Here is a 21,824-nt window from a genome sequence, read left to right on the forward strand (position 1 = left end):
GCGATGATAGCCGCGCAATGTTTGCAACAACACACCAGCAGCCATGAACACCGCCTGCAGTGTGATCAGCATGGCCACCAAGGCGAGGAACCGCCCCAGGAGCGCCACGCCATTGGGCACCGGCGCCACGGCCGCGATATCGCCCATGCCCACTTCGCGCTCGCGCCACACCAGCTCACCAGCAAAGATGGCAATGAGCAGCGCCATCACCGGGCCAATCGCACTGCTCAGCACCGTGCCTGCAATGAGATGCGTGACCGGCCAGGTGGACGTGCCGAAGATCTCCGAGCCCACGTCCCACCCGAAGGCAAACACGAAACCCAGCGCACCCACCAGAATCACCAGGAAGGCGCGTGTCATGGCGATCTCGCGCCATGCGCGTGTGGCCACTGCCGCGGTTTGCCGAGTGCGCGCGCCGAATGAGAAGGAGCGACCCGTAGTGGGGGCATGCGCCACATCGATGGGCGCCACACGTTCGGGTGCCGTATCCATCACCGCGCGCCGTCGCCACCAGGCGCGCTTGGCGGCCCCCGCCGGATGCACAAACCGGAACCGCGACACCAGCAGCGCAAACACGCCCACCGAGATGGCCAGCCACACCGCGCGATTGAGCAACAGCAGCGGCGTCCATCCGATGAGCTGCACATTGGTTTCGGCGGGTGTCCAGAATCGGCTCGCCACTTCCACCGCGCGGCTGCCAAACGGGTCGATGAGCACCGACAACGTCTGGTTGTCCAAAGCATCGGTGAACTCACCCGCCGCTTTGCTGAGCACCCACAGCGCGATGCCACCGACGTACGTCGCCAGCGACTGCCGCATGAGGGCCGCCGCCGCAAACATGCACACGCCGATGAGCACCATGTTGGGCAGCAACACCAGCAGATAGGTCTGTGCATACGCCGCCGGTTGCACCGGCCCGAACTTGCCGGCTTGCATGTAGGGCATCACCGCCGCCAGCATGAGCCCCAGCGGCACGCCCAGCAGCATCACCGCATTCACCACCAGCGCGCCCAGACAACGGCCGGTGAGATAGTGCGATTCACGCAGTGGCGACGTGTAGAACAGTGAATGCATGCGTGTCTGTACATCACGCGCCGCCGAGTCGCCAAACACGCCCGCCGTGACCAGCATGCCAAGGCCGCCCACCACCGCGGCGATGTTCATGATCATCAGCGGGGCATTGAGGTGCTGACCACTGCCGTTGATCGCGTGCATCATGAGGAAGGGCACGCCGAACAGCACCAGCGCATACACCCAGGTGGACGGCTGGCGCAGCCGGTACTCCACCTCGAAGCGGAACACCTCGGCCAGTGTCATGACGCAGCCTGAGCGGGCGTGGCGTCATGCTCCGTCATCACGCTGAAGTACACATCCTCGAGATCCGGCTCCACCGCCTCGAACTCGGGCCCAGGCGATGACTCCGCGTGCACATGCACCAGCGTACGCCCAGAGAGCAGCTTGGTGCAGATCACGCGATGCTGGCGCTCCACGTCGGCGAGTTCCTGACGCGCCACCACCCGCTTCCAGATGCGCCCGCGCAGGGCCGCAATGGCGGCCAGCGGCTCGGCTTCAATGAGAATCTGCCCCTTGTTGATGACGGCCATGCGACTGCACAGTTCCGCCACATCTTCCACGATATGCGTGGAGAGAATCACCACCGCCTGTTCACCCAGTTCGCTGAGCAGGTTGAGAAAGCGCACACGCTCGGCCGGGTCGAGTCCCGCGGTGGGTTCGTCGACGATGATGAGTGATGGGCCGCCAAGCAGGGCGACGGCGATGCCGAAGCGTTGCCGCATGCCACCGGAGTAGCCGCCCAGTCGTTCGCGGCGCACATCCCAGAGATTGGTTTGCCGCAGCAGTGATTCCACCACCCGCGCACGCTCGGCGCGTTGCGTGAAGCCCTCGAGCACCGCGAAGTGATCGAGCAACCGCTCGGCGTTCACATTGGGATAGACGCCGAACTCCTGCGGCAGGTAGCCCAGGGTGCGGCGTACGCGGTCCTTCTCGCGCACCACGTCTATGACATGCGGCGGTGCCGCACCCTGCTCGCCGAGTGTGATGGAGCCCGTGTCGGGATCCTGCAGCGTGGCGATGGTGCGCATGAGCGTGGACTTGCCGGCGCCATTGGGGCCGAGCAGTCCGTACATGCCACGGGGGATATCGAGCGTGACGCCGCGCAGTGCGCGCACGCCGTTGGAGTACGTCTTGGTGACGTCGCGGATGGCGAGGTGCATCGGTCCGGGGGGCGGGACGAATGGTGGGAGACATCGCGGAGTGCCGCGATGCCCTGTGCCATGCGTACGGACGAGACCGGCCGGGGTGTCAGGACGGGTGGTGTGTGTCCTTTCGCTACAGATCGCTACAGATAACTACCGAGTGGGGCTATGCCTGGTCGGCCATGGTCCAGCCTTCGTGGGTGAGCTCGAACAGTTCACCCGCCGTGCCTCGGGCCACCACGAGCTGTGCATGTACCAGCTCCTCGAGCGCGGCCTCCCACCTGGCCATCTCGCGATTGCTGCCTTCGCCGAACGTCTGTTCGCCGGCCTGTATGTATTCCCCGCTGCCAAAGGCGAGCTTCCAGATGTGGCCATCGTTCTGCGACGCGCCGGCCTTGAGCAGCGTCTTCGCTTCGGCGCTCAACTCGGCCGAAGCGGGGCGCGTGTTGGTGTCTTCTTCGCGCGGTGCACCGATGATGCCCTGCAGGTAGCTGTTCTTGGCGAGGCAGAACGAGAGTTGCTTGGAGAGTTTGTGCCGAAGCTCCTCGCTGTCATCGAAGCCTTCCACGAGCCCCTGTTGCATCCACTTCGTTTTGGCCTCGCGCACATTGGCGTACTGCGCCGGATCGATGGAATCGGGGGCGACTGGGCGCGACGAGAAGTACAGCATGGCGGGCTTGCCGCTAGCTACATGCGCTTCGATCTCTTCCACCGTGCCGCTCGCTGCTTTGCCGGTGGGTGTGCCGAGTCGGGTCCAGAAGACGCCGATGAGCAGGTCGCAGTCGGTGAGGATGCGATCGTTGATGAGCTGCTGCGGCCGCGCGCCGAGTTCAGGGGAGGCGTGTGTGTCCCAGCCCACGGCGGAGAGCATGACGCGCGAGGCGCGGGCGTTGATGTCATTCCAGTCGTGAATGACAGCGCGGATGATGTCGCGCTCTTCGTTCACGTCGCCGGGTGAGGCGATCATCACGGGGATGACGGTTGCCTGGTAGGCCATCAGAGATCGTCTACTGATCGTTGGTTGGAGCGGTGCGGATGACGCAAAAGTAACCTTCAGGGTCGGGCAAGCGGCGAATGGACATCGTCGGGACGGGTCGTGAGCGCTTTCTCGCGCAGCTCCGTCTCCACGGCGGCGCGGATCGTTGTCCACTGCTCACGTTCTGCGGCTTCCTGAGCATCCACCGTGGCAATCACCGTGGGATCGGGCGGGTCGTGCAGAGGATGGAATCCCGCGTGCCAGTGTGCATCGCGAATGCGCTGCGGCCGAAGCTTGGCACGCTGTGTGACCCAGTACGACTCCACCCGTGCGCTGAGCTCAGGAGAGAGCGTGGCGAGGGCGGCGAAGAACTCAGGATAGATGAAGTAGATGCCGTGGTTGAGTTCGTCGAGATTGGTACTGCCGCGGGCTTCTGCGGCCAATGCCGCCACGCGCTCCGCGTAGACTTGTCGAGCGCCTTCCGTGACCTGCAGGGCGATCGCCTGTGCTTCGGCTTCACTATCGGCCAACAGTCGAAACGTGCGAAGAATCTCGTCTGCAGTGAACGGAATCTCGTCCGGGTCGAGGTAGTCGGGCACGGAGGCACCGCTCATCGAGCCCTCCTGGGCACCGGGCGCCATTCCATCGCAAACACACGCGTCACAGACTCTTCCGGCTCATGCTCGGCGTGTACGGCAAAGCCGGCCAGCGCCGCCGCATTGGTGAGCTTGCGCCTGAACGCCGCGAGCCCGTTGGTCGATGGCGGCTCGAAGCCCAGCAACACACGACCACGCGGCGCGAGCAGTTGGCGCAGGGCGAGGCCAGCTGCCTCGGGATCGGTCCATGCGAAATTGACGTTCATGGCCACAATGAGATTGAACGGCTGATTCGCCCACCGTGCACCGGCCGCCTCGCCCGAGATGTGCTCCACCTGCGGCGTGGGTGAACACGAAACCAGGCGTTGCATGGCGCGGTGCACCTGCGTGGCTGAGCGGTCGATACCGATGAGCTCTGCGCGCGGGCAGCGTGCGGCGAGCAGCTCGAGCAATTGGCCGTTGCCGCAGCCGACCTCGAGAATGCGGCCGGTGGTGCGTGGCGCGATCAGGGTGCTGAACCACTGCAAGCGGAAAGGGGTGTCGGGCATTCTCTCAACAATGCGCCCCGGGCGCAGAGGCGACCAGCGCGGATTGCGACGCTGGGTGCATTTCCAAAAACTTAGGTATTTACAGAAGTATCTGAATGTGGTAGGATCAGGGAGTCATATCGGGATCCCCGCCCCTTTGGATGGTCAGCATGGTCCAGTCTGCAACCACCGACGCAGTCTTTCACGCGTTATCCAACCCCACCAGGCGCCGAGTACTGGAGCGCCTGTCCATGGGCCCTGCCACGGTGAGTGAGCTGGCGGAGCCGTTCGACATGCAACTGCCGTCATTCGTGCAGCACCTCTCGGTGCTGGAGCGGAGCCGTCTGGTGAAGTCGAAGAAGAGTGGACGTGTGCGCACGTACGAGATCGCGCCCGAGCGGCTCAAGGTGGCCGAAGGTTGGCTGGCCGAGCGTCGTCAGTTGTGGGAAGCGCGTCTGGACCAGTTCGATCGGGTCATCAAACACCTCAAGCAGCGGGAGACCGAATCATGAGCCAGTCATCGAGTCAGCATTTCGCGTTCAATCCGACATTCGACTTCGCGATCGAGCGGTTCATCGACGCGCCGCCCCGTCTCGTGTGGGAAGCGCTGACCAGGCCCGAGCACATCAAGGAGTGGTACATGCCCCGGCAGTGGGGGCGTGTGGTGCGCACGGAGCTGGAGCTGCGTCCGGGTGGCATGTTCAGCATCGATATCGCCGTGGGCGAGGGGCAGGAAGTGCCCAACCTCGGCTGCGTGCTGGACGTGGTGCCGAATGAGCGCCTGGTGTGGACGTCGATGCTGTTCCCGGGCTACCGGCCGGCGGTGTTCGATGACATTCCGATCACTGCGGTGATGACGCTTAAAGCCGAAGGCAGCGGCACGCGGTATGTGTTCACGGCGCTACATCGGAGCGAGGCGGATCTGCAGACGAACCAGACGTCGGGGTTCTATGAGGGGACGAAGATTGCGGTGGAGCAGTTTGTGGAGCGGGTGATGGCGATACGGTAAGACACTCAGGCTAGACCTCGTACTCGTTGACCCGTGCCTTGACGATCAGCTCGCCCAGGCCGTCATCCGGCCCGGCGCCTCGGAAGTCGTGCAACGCTTTGCGCGAGCGCCAGAGCTCGAAGATGTTCACCCGATTCGCGTCGAGTGGGTCCGCGGCAACCACAAAGTCTTCACACCCTTTGGTGGTGCGGGCGAGTCGCATGGCGTCGACCGATCCGTCCAGGAAGCGTTGCCGCTGTCCGGGTTTCACCTCGATCTGGCCTGCAACGATGATTGTCATTTCGGAATGGTATATCGGTAGGCGTGCCATCTGTGATGGTGAAAGAAGCCTACTCCATGGTAAAGCGCGAGTACGAGCCCCAACACACGATCGAATCCATCGCGATGAAAACATCCAGGGGCCTGCACGCGGTAGCAGGGCCCCTGGGTGCCTACGACAATCCACGATGGTGCCGCGATTGGCATGGCTATAAACGTCGGGTGGCGAACTCAGGCAAAATCTCTGCAGTAGGCTAAGGAGATCAATGCGAGCGGGACTGTGGGGGCGAGGTGGAGAGTACGCAGCCGGTCAGCGCGTCGTATACTCAGCCAAGCGATTGAGTTGCTCTCGTCCGTTGCTCCGCGCACTCCCATCTATCCGTCTCGGCCATGTGCGTCTTCCATAACAATGCGGTCGCCGATCCGTGCGCCGTGCCGGTCATGCATACTCGCAACACGGCCGCTTGGGGCCTATCGGCCAACGCCGTCTGCGATTCGCACTGGAACGGCATCCGCAACCTCATCGCTGCCGCGTATCCGGCGCTCTCACCCGCCTACCTCAATGAGTTCAGTACCATCAAGGTGCTGATGATGGATCATTCGGCCTGCATTCAAGCCATGCAGTTCTTCAACGATGCTATGCAGAATGTCGACCCGCACTCGCCTCATGGGCCGCGTCTTTCGGTCTGCCTCACGGAATACGAGCGTCGTTGTCGCTACCCGGATTTTGCCATCGCTCCACTCGGCTTTGTTGCCACCGACTTCGACAAGCTCATAAGCTCGGGCTATATAGCCATGAACGACCTGGGCGCAGGTCGCACTCACGGCAAGTACACGCACCGCATGCAGCAGCACATCGTCATGCGCATTGTCACCAATAATTTCCAGACGGCGGTCAACGCACCGTGGACGCACTCCCCGCTCGACCTGTATGTGAAAGCCGGTGCCACACTCGGTCCGATTGGTGTCCCCGGTGGAATGAACGGCGGCCTGCCCGACCACTCCACGAACCTATTCGGCTACCTGTATGACCTTGGTGTCGGTCACACTGGCACTTTCGGGCATCCGGACAATCTGTTCACTGCCATGCGCAATAACGGCGCCATCCCGTTGGTCAATCGCACGGCAACCAAGAACTTCAACAAGCGCACCGCCGAGCGAAATGCATACAACCTCGCGCGCGCGCCGTATGACGCGGCGCAGTTCATGCTCGGCGTTCGCCGCAACCAGCGCAACGCGCTCGCACCGCTCGATCCACGTCGTATCGTGGCCAACGTGCGGGTAGGACTGGCGCATCGCGCGGCGAACGCGATTCCGCAGCCGGCCAGCCCCGAAGATCAGTACCGCACGAAGCTGGCGGGACGCGGCTATGTGGACCTCAATCAGATCCCGAACCCGGATCCGTTCGGAGGCGGCGCAGGCGGCGCGCCCCTCAACTACGGCAATCTGGTCATCGTGCATCCCAACAATGCGGCCCATGGAGTGGCCACCCCGCCCACCGTGCTCCAGCTCCAGGCCGCGGTCGTGCAAAGCGCGGTCACACTGGACCCCGGGGTGGTGCTTCCCAACTCGGGGTTGCACGGCCATCCGTGAGCCGGCGAGCGTTTTGGGGCGGCGAGGAGCGACATCCATTGGGGTGTGGGACTACGCTGCCACATCCACATCTCGTGGTGCAGTCCGGCTAGTGACTGCTGCAGCGCGCGACAGCGCCTTAGTTACACTACCGCTGAGCGGCTGTCAGTACCTCAATGCCGCCGCACATCGGAAGAGGCGCTCACCTCAACTTTCGGCGAGGCCTTCCGATGCTGTCGATACGTTGGCAGAGACCGCACCAGCTGCCTTTGCTCGCGCTCGACCAAGTGGCTTCCCATTCATGCCCCCGCGCGCAGCGCCAGCGCAGCTTCTGTTGAGAGTTCTGGTATGCTGTGGAGAGACACTCTCCACCGCGCAGTGTCGCCGCGGCCTGCACGTCCTTCAGGCAGTGTCGCTGTGTGGCACCCGCCGAGAGCCGTTTGCAGACGCCACATCCCCTTCCGCGTTGGAAGTTGTCGCTGGAGAGCATCGTCTCGTGACCGACGCTGCAACGAAACAGCAGCTTCTCTTTCGCACTAACGTACGCAGTGGAGACCAGCGTCCATCTTCGTGCCTCCGCCTTGGTCCGGAGTAGGTTGATCGATGGACCAACCTGACCGGCGCACGCCGGGCACCACGAACCTTGATGAAGGATGGAGGTGGGTGCGGCCTTCCACTGATGCTGCTTCGTGCACTCCCACGTGAGGGCGGTGCTCCAGCCCTGAAAGACGCGCGTGACACACCGCCCTCCACGACTAGTGGAAATCTCATCGAGACGGAGCAGAATGGTCGATGAAAAGGCGGACAGAAGACTAATAGGAGCACTGTGCACCCGATCGTCATACGTTCGCCCCGCGTCGGTGAGCGCCGCGATAGCAGCGCACCGTATATGCGCCGCTCGCGCATTGAGGTCGCACGTGGTGAACTCCGGGACCTCGATCAGGACGATTCCACGGGCTGCGCACAACTCCCGCCGGATCGCGTCCTTGCGTTGGATGAGGGCGAGACGCTCCGGCGTACCCGCCAGTCGAGGGACCACGCGATAGTGTTGGCCGCCATGATACTCGAAGGCGATCCCGAACGGCTCAGAGTACCCATCCAGCTCTAACGGACGACGGAACTCAGTGGTGCGCAGCCATTCCGGATGCGCTTTGGGGAACTCGACGCCAAACAGCTGCTCCAGTGCCGTTCGACATTGGCGCTCAGACAGACCTGCCTTGTTGCATTCGGGGCACCAGTGTCCGCTTGCGACCAGCGCGACCGAGGTGGTCCAGCGATGTCCATCTCGGCATTGCCAGAGCACCTTCTCGGATACCGTCGGTATGACGGCGGCGAGGCAGCGTCCGCCCGCACGTTCGGCAACCGCAGTGGCGAGCTCAGTCCCGCCATCCCGGTTGGGCTGTCTGCACTGGGCACAGCGCGCTTGCCGGTACACTACGTTGCCCGGCGACATCATTCGCACGTGCCCAGCGGCGCTACATACAAAGCGATGCGGGATGTCCTTTCCTCGATATTCGATTTCATCGAACCATAGCCCAACTGCGGTCGCCGCTTCTTGGATGCGCTGCAGCGAGATGGGTCTGTGCCTCATGCGATCCCGTCGCAACGAAGAGGTTGACGTAGGCATTTCACACAACGGCGGCAAGTCATAGCCAGCGGGAGTTCACTGCAGCGATGTGCACAGAGTTGCCAATGTGCTTCGATATCTAACGAGGCTGTAGAAAAAGCCCGATTGAGTGACCCTGAAATGCAACTCGCCATTCAGTCGTGCGTACGCCTGTCCAGAGAAATCTGCGCGCACTTTCGTCGTCCGTCGAGAGGCCATGGCCCGCTACAAGTACATCGACACCCAGCCGAAACTCATCCCGGTCGACCTGGCGGCCCAGCTGCTGCCCGGCACGTTCGAGCATGCGCTCCACCACCTGCTCGCCCACGCGATCGATCTCACGCCGTTCGACGCGCGGTATCACAATGACGCGACCGGGGCACCGGCCTATCCGCCCGCGATGCTGCTGCGGATCGTGCTGTTCGCCTACTCACGCGGCCTCGTCAGCAGCCGCGCCATCGCCCGTGCCTGCGAAGACCACATCACGTTCATCGCGCTGAGCGGCGACTCCCGGCCCCACTTCACGACGATTGCCCACTTCATCAGCACGTTGGGCGATCAGATCGCGGCGATCTTCGCGGCCGTATTGGCGGTGTGCGATCGCCAGGGGCTCATCGGCCGTGAGATGTTTGCGATTGACGGTGTGAAGCTGCCGAGCAACGCGTCGAAGCATCGGAGTGGGAGCCGCGCCGACTTCGAACGCCAGGCCACCAAGATGGAGCGCGCGGCGGAGCAGATGCTCGCGCGGCATCGGGCCGAGGATGCCCGAGACGTGGAGCCGTCGCTGTCCACGAAGGACCAGGCACGGCAGGGCCGCCTCGTGCGCGACGCGGCGGAACTGCGCACGTGGCTCGCGCAGCATCCCCACGAGCGACGCGGCGCGAAGTGCGCGGTGCGCAAGAGCAATCGCACGGATAACGAAAGTGCGAAAATGGCCACGAGCAAAGGCGTGATCCAAGGCTACACCGGTGTCGCCACGGTCGATGCCGCGCACCAGATCATCGTCGACGCGCAGGCGCACGGCGTCGGAGCGGAGCAAGAGCTGTTGCTGAAAGCCGTCTCCGCCACCGCCTCGCTGCGCACGCCCGAGACGCTCATCACGGCCGACGCGGGCTACCATAGCGAAGCGAATCTGCGCGCGCTCGCGGAGGAGCGGGTGAACGCCCTGATCGCCGATAAGGACCTGCGGCGCCGCGACGCGCGCTTCGCCACGCAGGCGCGCTACACGACCCTCCCGCATCCCCTGCACGACAAATCGAAACCGGCGCGAAAGCCGCTCGTGGTGTTCGGGCCGGCGGACTTTCGCTACGATCCCATGGCGCGGACGTGCGTGTGTCCCGCAGGGAAATCGCTGTATCGCAAGGGCGCGCAGAACATCACCCGCGATCACATCGGCGAACACTTCCGTGGCGCGAAGCGTGACTGCGGCCCATGCCATTTACGCGCCCAGTGTTTGCGCACGCCCGCCACGACGCCCGTGCGCAATGTGGCGTTCTTCCGCGGGCGCGTGAGCACGCAGCGGGTGAATCACAGCGCGGTGATGCGCGAGCGCATCGACACGCCCGAAGGTCGCGGGCAGTATGCGCTGCGCTTCGCGACGGTCGAACCGGTGTTTGCGAATCTGCGCGCCAACAAGCGGCTCGATCGTTTCACGCTGCGCGGGCGCACGAAGGTCGACACACAATGGAAGCTGTATTGTCTCGTGCACAACATCGAGAAACTCGCGCACGCGGGATACGCGGCGTAGCCCGCCCATAGGCGCAACGGATCGCGAATTGCGGCGATCACCGTCGCCAATCGCGCCCAATCTCATCGATCCACTTCGAAATCATGCATCGACGGGTATCGTCGACTCAAGTCACCGTCGAAATCGACTTATCCTACAGCTTCAACGCCGAAGCTAAGCTGCAAAGCGGCCTACGCCGTACTCTAACGAATGCGCGACTACGGGCCGCTTTGTCAGCTTCAGCGGCTCGTTGGCCAGCTTTGCTACCAGCTCGTCGCGAGCACCGCCCCCACTTTCTCGAGGGTGTCGAGGTATAAGTCGTTCCAGGTTGCGTGTGGATGCGCGCGATACGGCCTCCTAAGGTAGGTACCGGGAAACTGGCGGTGCGTTGGCAACAGATTCACGTCGATAACCTTACGACGGAAGGTCCTCAAGGCAGCATCGCTTCGATGGGCGATCGCGTTCCTCACCAGCATAGCTTGCGCGAGTATCTGCCTGTCAGAGTTGTCAACATCTGAGAATGGCCTGCCATCGTTTAGGAATCGCTTTGCAACGTCGACGCAGTCCTTATACGGCATTAACTCGATGTATGCGCGACCGCCTGTGAGCACTTCGCGGAAAACCTCTCGGGAGCGTGGTTGTACTAGCCTGAAGAACCCCGAATGCTTGCTTGCTGTGCCGCACACAAACTCGCTCAGGAGAAGATTCAGCAGTCCCTCAAATCGCGACATCGCATTGAGGAACGCTGACTCGTAGATGAGTTCACAGTCGGTTATTCCGATCTTCTTCTGCTTGAGGAGTGACTCGACTCGCGCACAGCACGCTCGCACCTGCCGAACTGAGTAGCGATAAGAGTTCCCAAGTTCATGTGGCCGAGGCAAGCCCCAGACTCCTCATAAAGAACTTGTGGCGAGTGTCTCGACGCCCCTTATCTGCGGTGGCCTTATCCATCGCGTCGGCAACGGAATCCGGAAGCTTTCCTGAGCTTATGCGTTCATTGACTTTCCGCAACGCTGCCGCAAGAGCCGAGGGGAGAGCCCGCGCTGCTTTGCGGGCCCTGTAATCAGAGCCAAGCCCGTACACGTGATCGTAGCACGCGGTAAATAGCGAGTAGAAGAGTGCTTGCCTCTGCAGGCGCGTGTCTGCGATGTACTCGCCAACGGCATCGTCGATGGCATCCATCACATGCTGAAAGCGCGTTGCCAACTGCGCCGCCCCCGGGAGTTCGTCGTCGTACTGTTCGTATAGCGCGTCTAGCTTAGGCTGGCTCTTGCCTTGAATGCCGTCCATCATGGCACTGAGGTAGTCAGACACCGATTCAACCTCTACCATACGCGCAAAATCATCGTCGTCAAAAACTCCCCATCGACGCCACAGTGGGAGATTGCGAATCGCGAGATCATAGGAAAGCGTCTTGAATTCGCCGAAGTACTCCGCGTTCCGTAGTTCCTGCTTGTTGAGTTTGGATCCGGTCGAATTCAGACGAGAGAAGATTCGGAGTACGACCTCATCGCTCGTGTTCGGAGGCAGCACGTGCGTGCTGATTTCGTAATCGAGAATTGCTGCTTGCAGATCCGCATCGAGACTCCGGAACGTTCGATTTGCGATATCGTTGTTATGCATTGGCAGGACAGTAAATGCGTCCTTCTCCGCCGCGTAATCAGCGAGCACTTGCGAATCGACGAACGCGAATAGCGTTCGAAGGCGCTGCTGGCCGTCTACTACCTCTAGACGCGAGGAGAGGGTATTAAGATCCTGTGTCTTTCGTAAGAAGACTATGGGAACCGGCAATCCCTTAACCACCGTGTCAATCAAGAGAGACTTCGCTTTCGGACCCCATACCTCGCGCCGCTGAAAGATCGGCTTCAGCTGCAATGTCCCGTTGCGCTGCCAGTCTAGGAAGTCGGAGACCGTGTAGACGGTCTTTGTTGGCTTGATCTGAGTCATCTTTGTCTAGGTCGCGAGCGACGGCATCCCGGATGTCTTTGGTGAAAGCGAACCCTACCTCTTCTTTGCCGATCTTGGTAAGCCTCAGAATCAGAAGCGGCGCGCTCGAACTGGAGGCGTCTGGCTAACGCGTATTAGCCTGCAGGCGATCACTGCAAGCCAGACTATATATTCGTGTTTCCAGCAGCATAAGAAGACCGACGAATAGGCTGCGATCGCTTCCCCAATCCAGAACTGTAAAGCGCTTAGGGGCGTGCGGCCTGCTCAACGCGCGGACCTATCAGGCTGCAGAGAATGCAGTCTAAGGTTCGCCCGGAAAGAACGGACCGCAAGCCGAGCCACCGTCTGACCTGAACCTCAACGATCGGTCTCCACCGAGCCGTCCACCAGCGCCGCCGTCTTGATGTAGTCCAACGCCGGAAACCACTTCGCCAGATACGCGTTCCCCTGCCGCGCGATCCGCGCAAAGTTCGGCTCCTCGCCATACTCCGCGTTCAGCCGCTCCACGACGTCCATCCCTTCCGTTACGCGGCCGATCGGCGCGAACAGCTTCTGGTAGTCCAGCTTTCGCGTATTGTCGCCGGTGCTGATGAACAGCTCGGTGCTCCGTGAGTTCGGTCCGTTGGCCGCGAACGCCACGGTGCCTTTCTCATTGCTGATTCGCATCGGGTCGTCCGGAATGTTCGCGCTCACCCACGCGTCGTTCACTGACACCGTGCCATGTTTGCCGAACTGCGCGACGAAGCCGGGCACGATGCGGTAGAACCGCACTTCATCGAAGAAGCCAATCGTCACCAGCTCGTAGAACCGGTCGGCACCGTGCGGGGCCAGCTTGCGCTCCACACTCACCAGGAACGGGCCCTTGCTGGTCTCGAAGCGCACCTGGAACGTGTCAGGGCTGCGCATCGGTGTGGCCGCGGGGCCTGGCACCTGCCGCACCACCTTCGTGGCCGTATCGGCCGGCGCTGCTCGATCGGCGCGCGCTTTGCCGTCACCGCCGCATGCCGAGAGACTGCTGGCAGCCAGGCCGGTGATCATCAGCCACAGGGCGGGGGCGAGTCGGCGCGGGGCCGTCCAGTGTGAGGCGACAGGGCGGGAGATCGGCATATCCATAGTATGTGCACGAGGCAGGAGACGTGCATATTGGGCGCGCCCGCTCCCGTCTCCTCCAGGCCAGGCCCACATGCGCGCTCGCTCGTTCGTCCCTCTCATCGTCTGCGGCGCAACCATCGCCGCCTGTGCGTCCGGTGCCAGCTCGGCGAGCGCCAACCCGGGCACATCCGCGCCGCAGCAGGCCAGCACGTCGCCCTTCTGGGGCGCGCCCGCGGTGGGCCGCACTCACACGCTCATGCCCACGCCCACCACGGTGGTGAACGGCGGCTACGATCCGGCTGCGGCGCCGGTCGTGCGCATGGCATCGGGTGATGTGCTCGACGTGGGCACAGTGTCCACCTGCGGTGTGCGCTTGCTGCAGACGGGCAAGGACTCGGGACGCATCGAGCCGGCCATCCGCGCCATTCAGGCGGCCACCGCGGCGGGCACGCTCAAGCGCGGGCCGGGCGGGCATGTGCTCACGGGGCCGGTGTATGTGGATGGCGCCGAGTCGGGGGATGTGCTGGAAGTGCGCATCCGGGACATCCAGCTCGATGTGCCCTACGCGTGCAACAGCTTCAGCTCACGCAGCGGCTTCATTCCGGAAGACTTTCCCAACACCACACGCTCACGCATCGTGCCGCTCGATGCACGCCGCATGATTGGGCACTTCGACGACACACTGGGCATCGAGATTCCGCTGCGTCCATTCTTTGGCAGCATCGGTGTGGCGCCGCCGGCGGCGAGTGGCCGCATTCACAGCGCGCCGCCGGGCATGCACGCGGGCAATCTCGACAACAAGGAGCTCACCGCGGGCACCATTCTCTACATCCCGGTGAATGTGCGCGGCGCGCTGCTGCACATCGGCGATGGACACGCGGCCCAGGGTGATGGTGAAGTGGACATCACCGCGCTCGAGACGGCGCTGCGTGGTCAGTTGCAGCTCGTGGTGCGCAAGGACATGAAGCTCACCTGGCCGCGCGGTGAAACACGCACGCACTGGATTGCCATGGGGACCGACAGCAATCTCACCATCGCCACCAAGACCGCCGTGCGTGAGGCCATCAAGCTGCTCGGCGATGTGTACCAACTGCCGCGCGAAGACGCGTATCAGCTCGTGAGCACGGCGTGCGATGTGCGCATCACGCAACTCGTGGACGGCACCATGGGTGCGCATGTGATGATTCCCAAGGCGTTGTTCACGCGGCGGCGGCCCTAGCATCCGGCTACCAGCCGATGCCAGTGGGGATAGGACGCTCCGCTACGACATGCGCCCGATCCGGTATGTCACACCCTGAAGACCGTCGGTCACTCAGGTCTGTTCACGGGCACTGAGACATCGCACCATGACGCTCGGCGTACCAGCCATCGGTACGCCGTTCGTGTGTTGCCACCTCTCCCGCCCAGACCTCCTCGATGTCGTCTCACCAGCTCGTCCCATACATGTCGCGCCTTCGTGTCACGGTGGCGCTTGCCGCACTGGCCTTCACAACAACAGCCCCAGCTGTACACGCCCAGGCGACGACCGCCGCTGCACCAGTTCCGGCACCACGTCCCGCCAATCCCGCCGATGTCGCGTCCATCGACGCCGTCGTGAAGGCGCTCTACGAATCCATCTCTGGCCCCAAGGGACAGCCGCGCGACTTCGATCGCCTGCGCACACTGTTTGCACCCAGCGCCCGCATGATCCCCACCGGGGTGGCTGCCGACGGCAAGGCACGCCTGCGCAACTGGAGCGTGGAGGAATACATCACGGCCGCCGGCCCGGGGCTCATGGCCAACGGCTTCTTCGAGCGCGAGATCGGCCGCACCACCGAATCGTACGGCAATGTGTGGCACATCATGAGTGCCTACGACTCGCGCTACACGCTCGCCGACGCCAAACCCTTCGCGCGCGGGATCAACAGCATCCAGCTGTTCAATGGCGGCGATCGCTGGTACATCGTGTCGGTGTTCTGGGATTCCGAGCGGCCGGGCAATCCCATTCCCGCTGAGCGCATAACGGTGAAGGACAAGGGCTGAGCCCCACCTTGGACCGCGACGCGTTACGCGCACGCCTCACCGAGCTCCTCGGCGTTCAATACGCCCTGCACGAGGAGCTCGGTGGTGGTGGCATGTCGGTGGTGTATCGCGCCACCGAGCGTGCGTTCGAACGCGCCGTGGTCATCAAGGTGCTGGCGCCGGAACTCACGCAGGCGATCAACGCCAAGCGCTTCGTGCGCGAGATCAACATCGCCGCGCGGCTGCAGCATCCGAACATCGTGCCCATGCTGGCCGCGCAGGTGGATCAGGGTATTCCGTACTACGTGATGCCCTACGTGAAAGGGCGTTCATTGCGCGAGCGCATGTCGACGGGCGCGGTGCCGGTTGCCGAAGCGTTGTCGATGCTGCGCGACATTGCGCGCGCTTTGGCCTATGCGCACGGCGAAGGCGTGGTGCACCGTGACATCAAACCCGAGAACGTGTTGTTGTCGGGTCGTGTAGCCATGGTGACGGACTTTGGCATCGCCAAGGCGCTGGCTGCGGCATCCGCGCCAGAAGTGTCGGCGGAGTCGACGGCTTCGCACACACTCACGCAATACGGTACGTCCATCGGCACACCGCGCTACATCGCGCCGGAGCAGGCCGTGGCCGGTGATGTGGATCATCGCGCCGATCTGTATTCGTGGGGCGTGATGGCATACGAGTTGCTGGCTGGTGTGCACATGTTCGCCGAGCGGGGTTCGCCGCGGCAGATGCTGGCGGCACATATCGCCGAGATGCCAAGGCCATTGCAGGAAGCGGCGCCCTCGGTGCCACAGCCGTTGGCGCAGCTGATCATGCACACCCTGGCCAAGGATCCGGATCAGCGGCCAGCCAGTGCCGATGAGCTATTGGCGTTGCTTGATGGCTATGACATTGCGGTGAGTGGCGAACGGTTTCCGTCGGGACCTTTGATGCCGACACAAGCCGTGAGTACACGCAGCGCCGTTGCGAAGTGGGCCGCAGCGGCCGTGCTGTTCGTGGCCGCGGCCATCGGAGCCGCTGTGTGGAAGACTCAATCACGTACGGCACTCGACGAAACCCTGCTGGTGTCGGCACCGTTTCGTGTGTCGGCCGCCGACCCGGCATTGCAGTACCTGCGCGAAGGCATGATCGACCTGCTGTCGGCCAACCTCACCACTCCATCCATGCGCATGGCGGCGCCGCGCACGATGGTGGAAGCGTTCACCAAGACCACGGGCGCCACCGAGCGCGATGCGTCTGAAGCACAGGCACTCGAGACAGCCCGTCATCTTGGCGCGGGTCGTCTGTTGCTCGGCGACGTGGTGGCCACACCCAAGGACCTCACGTTCACGGTGCGCGTGCTGAACGTGGCGCGCGGCACGTCGTCCGAGGCAATTCGTGTGAACGGTTCGGTGGACAGCGTGGCGCAGCTGGTGGACAGACTCTCGCTCGCCATTCTCACGGAGCTCGCGCCAGAAGAAACCAGGCGACGCGGAACCGTGGGCACCACGTCGGTGGTGGCGCTGCGTTCCTATCTGGAAGGATTGGCCACTCTGCGTCGGGCGCAGCACATCGAGTCCACTCAGGCGTTCCTCCGGGCCATCGAAGCCGACACCACGTTTGCATTGGCGGGCATCGGTCTGCGTCTCGCGGCGGCGTGGAATGGCAATCAGGACATGATGACCCGGGGCACCGATGTCGCCTGGCGTCATCGTGCGCGATTGAGTGATGGCGACCGGGCGTTACTCACGGCGCTGGTGGGGTCACGCTATCCCGATATCACGCCTTCCGTGCAGAAGCTCGATGATGTGCGTCGCTACGTGGCACTCGCCCCGCAGCGCGCCGAGGCGTGGTATCTGCTGGGGGATGCGCTGTTCCACTATGGACACATTGCCGGGGCCAGTGAAGACTCGGTGGATGCCGAGTCACGCGAGGCCTTCGTGCGCGCGCTCGATCTCGACTCCACCTATCTGTCGGCGGCGGTACATCTCACCGACCTCGCCGCGTGGCACAACGACAACGCGCTGTTGGAACGTGTCTCGCGCCTGCGCAGTGCGGCCGATTCCAACCGGGTGTGGCTGTGGGAGGTGCGTTGGTATCAGGCCGTCAAAGCCAATGCACCCAATCAGCGCATCTGGCGCGATTCGCTGGTGCGCCGTAACTACGGACACTTCACGCAGGTGGCCATGCACGAGGGCGTGGGCGCGCGTGAAGGCGTGGCGGTATACGACTCGGTGTATCGGTTGGCCCGTGGCGGCGACCCGGCGCGCATGGTCACCGCCGGCTCCAATCTGGTGGACTGGCTGTTGCTGCTTGGGCGCCCGGCAGAGGCACAACGTGTCATGGCGGCCATCGACTCCATTCCCGACGCCAATGTGGCGGCCAACAGTGCCGTGCGCCGATTGCGTGGCGCGATACTTGGTGAACACGACACCACCGGCGTGGGACTGGCATTGCAACGCCTGATGGCCGATGAATCGCTCACCCCCACCGATTTCACGAGCCAGAGCTTCGTGCTGCGCGCGGTGCGAGCGGCCGAGATGTGGCGACTGGCCCATGGGGACAGTAGCAAGACACACCTCTCAAAGCAGCGTCTCGCCGCCGCGGTGCGTGGCACGCCCGCCGAGCGTGACGTCGACTATGCGTTGTCCGTGACGCTCATCGACGCGCTGCACGCACATCTCGCGCGAGACACGGCCATGCTGCGCGCACGACTGCAGCATCTCGACTCCCTGCTGGCCAATCTCGACTACAGCCGTGCGCACGAAGCACGCACGGCATTCACCGCACTCGAAGTGGCCCGCCTGTGGGAATCGCTGAACGAACCGGCGCGTGCGCTGGTCACGCTGCGCCGGTCGGGTGATCGCTGGCAGGGGTCCATCACGCCGTACCTCGCCACGCGTCTCAGGCGCCGCGCGCGATTGGCGGCGGCTCTTGGCCACCACGCAGAAGCACGATGGGCCGGAGCGCGATATCTCGCCTACCGGTTCGAACCCGAACCGGCGATGCGCGCGCAGGAAGACTCGGTGAAACGTCTCCTGTCCGGACTTACGAAGCCCGGTCGGTAGGCGCATCGCTGGCCGCACCCGATGCCTGGTGCCGCTGCTGCATATCGGCACTCATCTCCATCCCCTTCTCCACGGCCAGCTTGCCCAGTCGCACCGATTCATCGGCCATGCGACGGCCGCTGTCGGCCACCTTCTTCGTCCCCTGCGCGAACATCTGCTTGAGATGCTCGGCGTCGTCATTGTGAAAGTCGCGCAGCTTCTCCAGTGAATCGGCGTTCTCCACGTCGAAGTACGGCGCCGAGTTGAAGCCGAGCTGTTTGGCGTAGAGGCTCACCGGCAACTGACCGATGGCGGAGTTGTACACGCGCACCATCGCGTTGTAGGCCTCGCGTTTCGACTGCAGATCGGATTCGATGAGATCGAGCTGCGCCATGAGCTGCTGGTACGCCGCGTTGGCCTTGAGCTCGGGATACTGCGTGGCCATGCGCATCACTTGCGTGAGCACACCCGATGTGGCGGTCTCGCCGGCACTGGTCTCGGCGCCGTTGGCCGAGATGGAGAGGTGGGTGAGCTTCTCGTGATCAGCGTAGCCCTTGGCGATGTCGACCAGCTTGTTCACGAGGTCGAGGCGCTTCTTCATGGACGCCATCACGTTGGCATGCGCCTCGCGCACACCATGGGCCAGCGTTTGCAGGGCGTTGTAACGGCGCACGGTGTACACCGCGAGCACGACGACTACGAGAATCAGCGTGAAGAACATGGCCGGGCCTGGGGAGGGCGTTCGACTGCCGGTGGGTGCCGCGCAGACGACCCCCGGTCGGGAGCCACGCCTGCCCTCCGCATTGCGCAGGAACAGGCCGGCAACCGTCATGCCCCCATCCAAGCCCCGATCAGGCGCCTAGAACCAGCGCCCGATGCGCACGAACCAGCGGTGATCCCGGCGACTGTTCACGCCGTACTGCACCCGCAGCGGGCCGATGGGCGTGGCCGCGCCCAGCCCGACGCGGGCACCAGCCAGCCACTCGCCTGACACCGGGCGATGGGGATTCTCGGCCACCTGGCCGCCCTGCACCGTGAACTGCAGCGCCAACGGCCCCACGATGGGGCGTGACACCTCAACCGCTGAAGACAGCTCGGCCATGCCACGCTGCTCGAAGATGCGGAGGCCCGGGAAACCCTCTTCCCCGCCCAGCGTGGGTGTGTCCATGAACGGCAACTCGCGGTCGGCCCATACCACGCGCGAGGTCATCGCGATGTCGAACAGCCCCTTCGTGAACGTGGACGCGGTGACGGCCTGCAGACGCGTGTAGCGATTCGTGTATTCGAGATCCACTCGCGGCACGAAGCGCGGGTCGGAGCGCACGCGCACAAAACTCACCGTGCCACCAAACACCGACAGGGCGCGATCGTCAAAGCCTTCGGTGACACCACTGTCAGTCTGGATCTCGAGCGTGGTCACACGGCGCGCCAGGCCGGCGGCCTGCAGCGTCCACCGATGACCCAGCGGCTGCTCGATACCCACGCGCACTTTCTGGTCACTGAACGCGGGGAGCAGCGCGTCGGGAATTTCGATGCGACGGTCTTCGGGCAGAAACAGGCGCACACGCTCGCGGGCGATGGTGGCCTCGAGAAACGGACTGCGCGTGAGTTCGATGTACTGGTCATTGCGACGCAGGCCGATGATCACGTCCTGTCGGTAACGGCCCAGCGCACCACGCGACGCGATCTCCACCGGCCAGCCGATTGGGTGGCGGTCCACCGCGCCGAGCCACGCGCGTCCGCCGAGTTCACCATCGTACACCAGGCCGGCCGACAGCGAACGCCGCGGCGCAAACACCAGTCGCGGATGAATGAGCACACTGTCGGCGCCAGTCACGGCTTCCGACGACGGACGGCTCACGGTCACGCGCTCGGGGTTGAGCCACAGTGCCGTGACACGCTCGCCTTCACTCACGCGCACGATGCGTGTCATCACCGAGTCGAGCGAGACCTCGTTGGGTGAGACGTCGCCAAAGATGATGTGCGACAAGCGTTGCTCGGCGCCGGTGGGGCGCTCGGTGAACCGGCGCGCCGCCAATGGCGGCAGGTCGGCCACTACACGACGTGTCGTGGGCAGGCACTCGGCGGTCGGGATCGCGCGACGCGCCGCCTCGCGACCACGCTCGATCATGAGCTTCATGGTCGCGTCGGAAAAGTCGAGCGCCGACGTGCCAGTGGTGTTGCTGGTGACGCGCACATCACCGTCGCGCAGTTGTGGACGATTGCGCGAAAACAGGAAGCGCATGAGCGACGCGGCCACCATGCTGGTGCTGCTGCGCTCCACCGCAAACTCCACCGTGTCGGTCATCTCGCTGAGAATGACCCGCGACGCGCCCTCGGCGCGGGCCACGCCCACGGGGGCGTTTTCGGCCATGCCGCCGTCCACCAGCACACGCTTCTCGATGGTGAGCGGCTGAAAGACGAGGGGAATGGCAAAGCTCGCCCGCACCGCCTCGGCCAGGTCGCCGCTGCGCAGCACGATGGGATTGCCGGTGCGCAGGTCGGTGGCCACGGCGCGAAACGGCGTGGGCAACCGGTCGAAGTCACCCGCCGCGCGCAGGTTGCCGGCCAGCAGCATCGCCGACGCGATGAGGTTCACATTGCCTTCGCGCACTGTGGACGTGGAGAAGTCGAGCCCACCACCGGCGCCTTCGTTCCATGTGAGCAGCGGCAGCACCGGGCCGAGCGCCCGTGGCGCGGAGGGTGCGTACCCACCGATGTAGCGTCCCACGTTGAAGCGGAACACAAACTCCTCGAGCGCCTTGGCGTCCCAACCGCTGGCGTACATCGCGCCCACGAGTGCGCCGATGCTGGTGCCCACGACGAGGTCGGGCACAATGCCCAGCGAGTCGAGGTGTTGGATGACGCCCACATGGGCGATGCCCTTGGAGCCGCCGCCGGCGAGGACCAGGGCGACGCGGCCGGGAGTGCACACACCGGCCGCTGTCGGCGGGCGCGTGGCACCCGCCGTACTGTCATTGGTGGACGTCTGTGCGCCAAGCCGGATGGTTGGCAGCGATACTGCGGACACCGCGAATGCAAGCAACGCAAGCGCGCGGAACAGGGCGTGGCGCACAGGTTCGTCGAGCAGAAAGTGGGGGCGTTCCAGCTGTCTGCGAACTACTACCCCCGAACTAGCGGGTTCGTCTCACCGGACCATTCGTGAGCGTCACCGTCCCCGCCTTCTCCATGTTCTTGATGTGATCCCACACATCCTGGAGTGGCACCGGTTCGAACTGCCCGGAGATGAAGTCGCGGATATCCAG

At 63.8% G+C, this 21,824-nt stretch carries 18 protein-coding genes; 7 read left to right on the plus strand and 11 right to left on the minus strand.

The window, feature by feature from the left end; genetic code table 11:
- The 5 genes from VGE27_RS15655 to VGE27_RS15675 all read right to left on the minus strand — a co-directional run.
- Positions 1-1,317: ABC transporter permease (locus VGE27_RS15655; RefSeq protein ID WP_331050607.1), on the minus strand; the 1,317-nt coding region annotated here is incomplete at its 3' end.
- On the minus strand, positions 1,314-2,234 hold the full coding sequence (locus VGE27_RS15660) for an ABC transporter ATP-binding protein (protein WP_331050608.1): 921 nt from the start codon (positions 2,232-2,234) through the stop codon (positions 1,314-1,316). The genes VGE27_RS15660 and VGE27_RS15655, both read right to left, overlap by 4 nt.
- Positions 2,235-2,382: 148 nt before the next feature.
- Positions 2,383-3,213, minus strand: coding sequence for a hypothetical protein (locus VGE27_RS15665; RefSeq protein ID WP_331050609.1), 831 nt, complete (start codon positions 3,211-3,213; stop codon positions 2,383-2,385).
- Between the two features lie 56 nt (positions 3,214-3,269).
- Positions 3,270-3,806, minus strand: a complete 537-nt coding sequence (locus VGE27_RS15670; protein WP_331050610.1) for a hypothetical protein — start codon at positions 3,804-3,806, stop codon at positions 3,270-3,272.
- Positions 3,803-4,336, minus strand: coding sequence for a class I SAM-dependent methyltransferase (locus VGE27_RS15675; RefSeq protein WP_331050611.1), 534 nt, complete (start codon positions 4,334-4,336; stop codon positions 3,803-3,805). The genes VGE27_RS15670 and VGE27_RS15675 overlap by 4 nt, the downstream gene beginning before the upstream one ends.
- A 149-nt stretch (positions 4,337-4,485) precedes the next feature.
- Between VGE27_RS15675 and VGE27_RS15680 the strand changes: the two genes are divergently transcribed.
- On the plus strand, positions 4,486-4,827 hold the full coding sequence (locus VGE27_RS15680; protein WP_331050612.1) for a metalloregulator ArsR/SmtB family transcription factor: 342 nt from the start codon (positions 4,486-4,488) through the stop codon (positions 4,825-4,827).
- Positions 4,824-5,324 carry an SRPBCC family protein gene (locus VGE27_RS15685; protein WP_331050613.1) on the plus strand — a complete coding sequence of 167 codons (501 nt, stop codon included), beginning with the start codon at positions 4,824-4,826 and terminating at the stop codon, positions 5,322-5,324. Before VGE27_RS15680 ends, VGE27_RS15685 begins: the two co-directional genes overlap by 4 nt.
- Positions 5,325-5,334: 10 nt before the next feature.
- On the opposite strand, the gene VGE27_RS15690 is transcribed toward VGE27_RS15685, so the two are convergent.
- Entirely contained in the window at positions 5,335-5,604 is a 270-nt protein-coding gene (locus VGE27_RS15690; RefSeq protein WP_331050614.1) for an antibiotic biosynthesis monooxygenase family protein, read from the minus strand.
- A 419-nt stretch (positions 5,605-6,023) separates the two neighbouring features.
- On the opposite strand from VGE27_RS15690, the gene VGE27_RS15695 reads away from it, so the two are divergent.
- Positions 6,024-7,175, plus strand: coding sequence for a LirA/MavJ family T4SS effector (locus tag VGE27_RS15695; RefSeq protein WP_331050615.1), 1,152 nt, complete (start codon positions 6,024-6,026; stop codon positions 7,173-7,175).
- Between the two features lie 181 nt (positions 7,176-7,356).
- Here the strand turns inward: VGE27_RS15695 and VGE27_RS15700 are convergent, their stop codons facing one another.
- Positions 7,357-8,745: a zinc-ribbon domain-containing protein gene (locus VGE27_RS15700; RefSeq protein ID WP_331050616.1), complete on the minus strand. Its 1,389-nt coding sequence runs from the start codon at positions 8,743-8,745 to the stop codon at positions 7,357-7,359.
- 232 nt (positions 8,746-8,977) lie between these two features.
- Between VGE27_RS15700 and VGE27_RS15705 the strand changes: the two genes are divergently transcribed.
- The gene (locus VGE27_RS15705; protein WP_331050617.1) at positions 8,978-10,507 is read left to right on the plus strand and encodes an IS1182 family transposase; all 1,530 of its coding nucleotides are present in this window, start codon (positions 8,978-8,980) and stop codon (positions 10,505-10,507) included.
- An 843-nt stretch (positions 10,508-11,350) separates the two neighbouring features.
- Here VGE27_RS15705 and VGE27_RS15710 read toward each other — a convergent pair.
- Positions 11,351-12,433 carry a DUF262 domain-containing protein gene (locus VGE27_RS15710; RefSeq protein ID WP_331050618.1) on the minus strand — a complete coding sequence of 361 codons (1,083 nt, stop codon included), beginning with the start codon at positions 12,431-12,433 and terminating at the stop codon, positions 11,351-11,353.
- Positions 12,434-12,790: 357 nt separating this feature from the next.
- A complete protein-coding gene (locus tag VGE27_RS15715; protein ID WP_331050619.1) occupies positions 12,791-13,540 on the minus strand; it encodes a peptidylprolyl isomerase in 750 nt (249 codons plus the stop codon).
- Between the two features lie 76 nt (positions 13,541-13,616).
- Here VGE27_RS15715 and VGE27_RS15720 point away from each other — a divergent pair, with 76 nt between their 5' ends.
- The 3 genes from VGE27_RS15720 to VGE27_RS15730 all read left to right on the plus strand — a co-directional run bounded on the left by VGE27_RS15720 (position 13,617) and on the right by VGE27_RS15730 (position 18,579).
- Positions 13,617-14,744 (plus strand): acetamidase/formamidase family protein, encoded by a 1,128-nt coding sequence (locus tag VGE27_RS15720; RefSeq protein WP_331050620.1) that lies wholly within the window; start codon positions 13,617-13,619, stop codon positions 14,742-14,744.
- A gap of 224 nt (positions 14,745-14,968) precedes the next feature.
- Positions 14,969-15,547 (plus strand): hypothetical protein, encoded by a 579-nt coding sequence (locus VGE27_RS15725; RefSeq protein ID WP_331050621.1) that lies wholly within the window; start codon positions 14,969-14,971, stop codon positions 15,545-15,547.
- Positions 15,548-15,555: 8 nt separating this feature from the next.
- A complete protein-coding gene (locus VGE27_RS15730) occupies positions 15,556-18,579 on the plus strand; it encodes a serine/threonine-protein kinase (RefSeq protein WP_331050622.1) in 3,024 nt (1,007 codons plus the stop codon).
- Here VGE27_RS15730 and VGE27_RS15735 read toward each other — a convergent pair.
- Both VGE27_RS15735 and VGE27_RS15740 read right to left on the minus strand, forming a co-directional pair.
- Positions 18,560-19,279 carry a LemA family protein gene (locus tag VGE27_RS15735; protein WP_331050623.1) on the minus strand — a complete coding sequence of 240 codons (720 nt, stop codon included), beginning with the start codon at positions 19,277-19,279 and terminating at the stop codon, positions 18,560-18,562. The two genes, VGE27_RS15730 and VGE27_RS15735, sit on opposite strands and share 20 nt — an antisense overlap.
- A 138-nt stretch (positions 19,280-19,417) precedes the next feature.
- The gene (locus tag VGE27_RS15740; RefSeq protein ID WP_331050624.1) at positions 19,418-21,634 is read right to left on the minus strand and encodes a patatin-like phospholipase family protein; all 2,217 of its coding nucleotides are present in this window, start codon (positions 21,632-21,634) and stop codon (positions 19,418-19,420) included.
- Between the last annotated feature and the right edge of the window lie 190 nt (positions 21,635-21,824).

Origin of the sequence: Gemmatimonas sp., assembly GCF_036405635.1 — a bacterium.
GTDB lineage: Bacteria > Gemmatimonadota > Gemmatimonadetes > Gemmatimonadales > Gemmatimonadaceae > Gemmatimonas.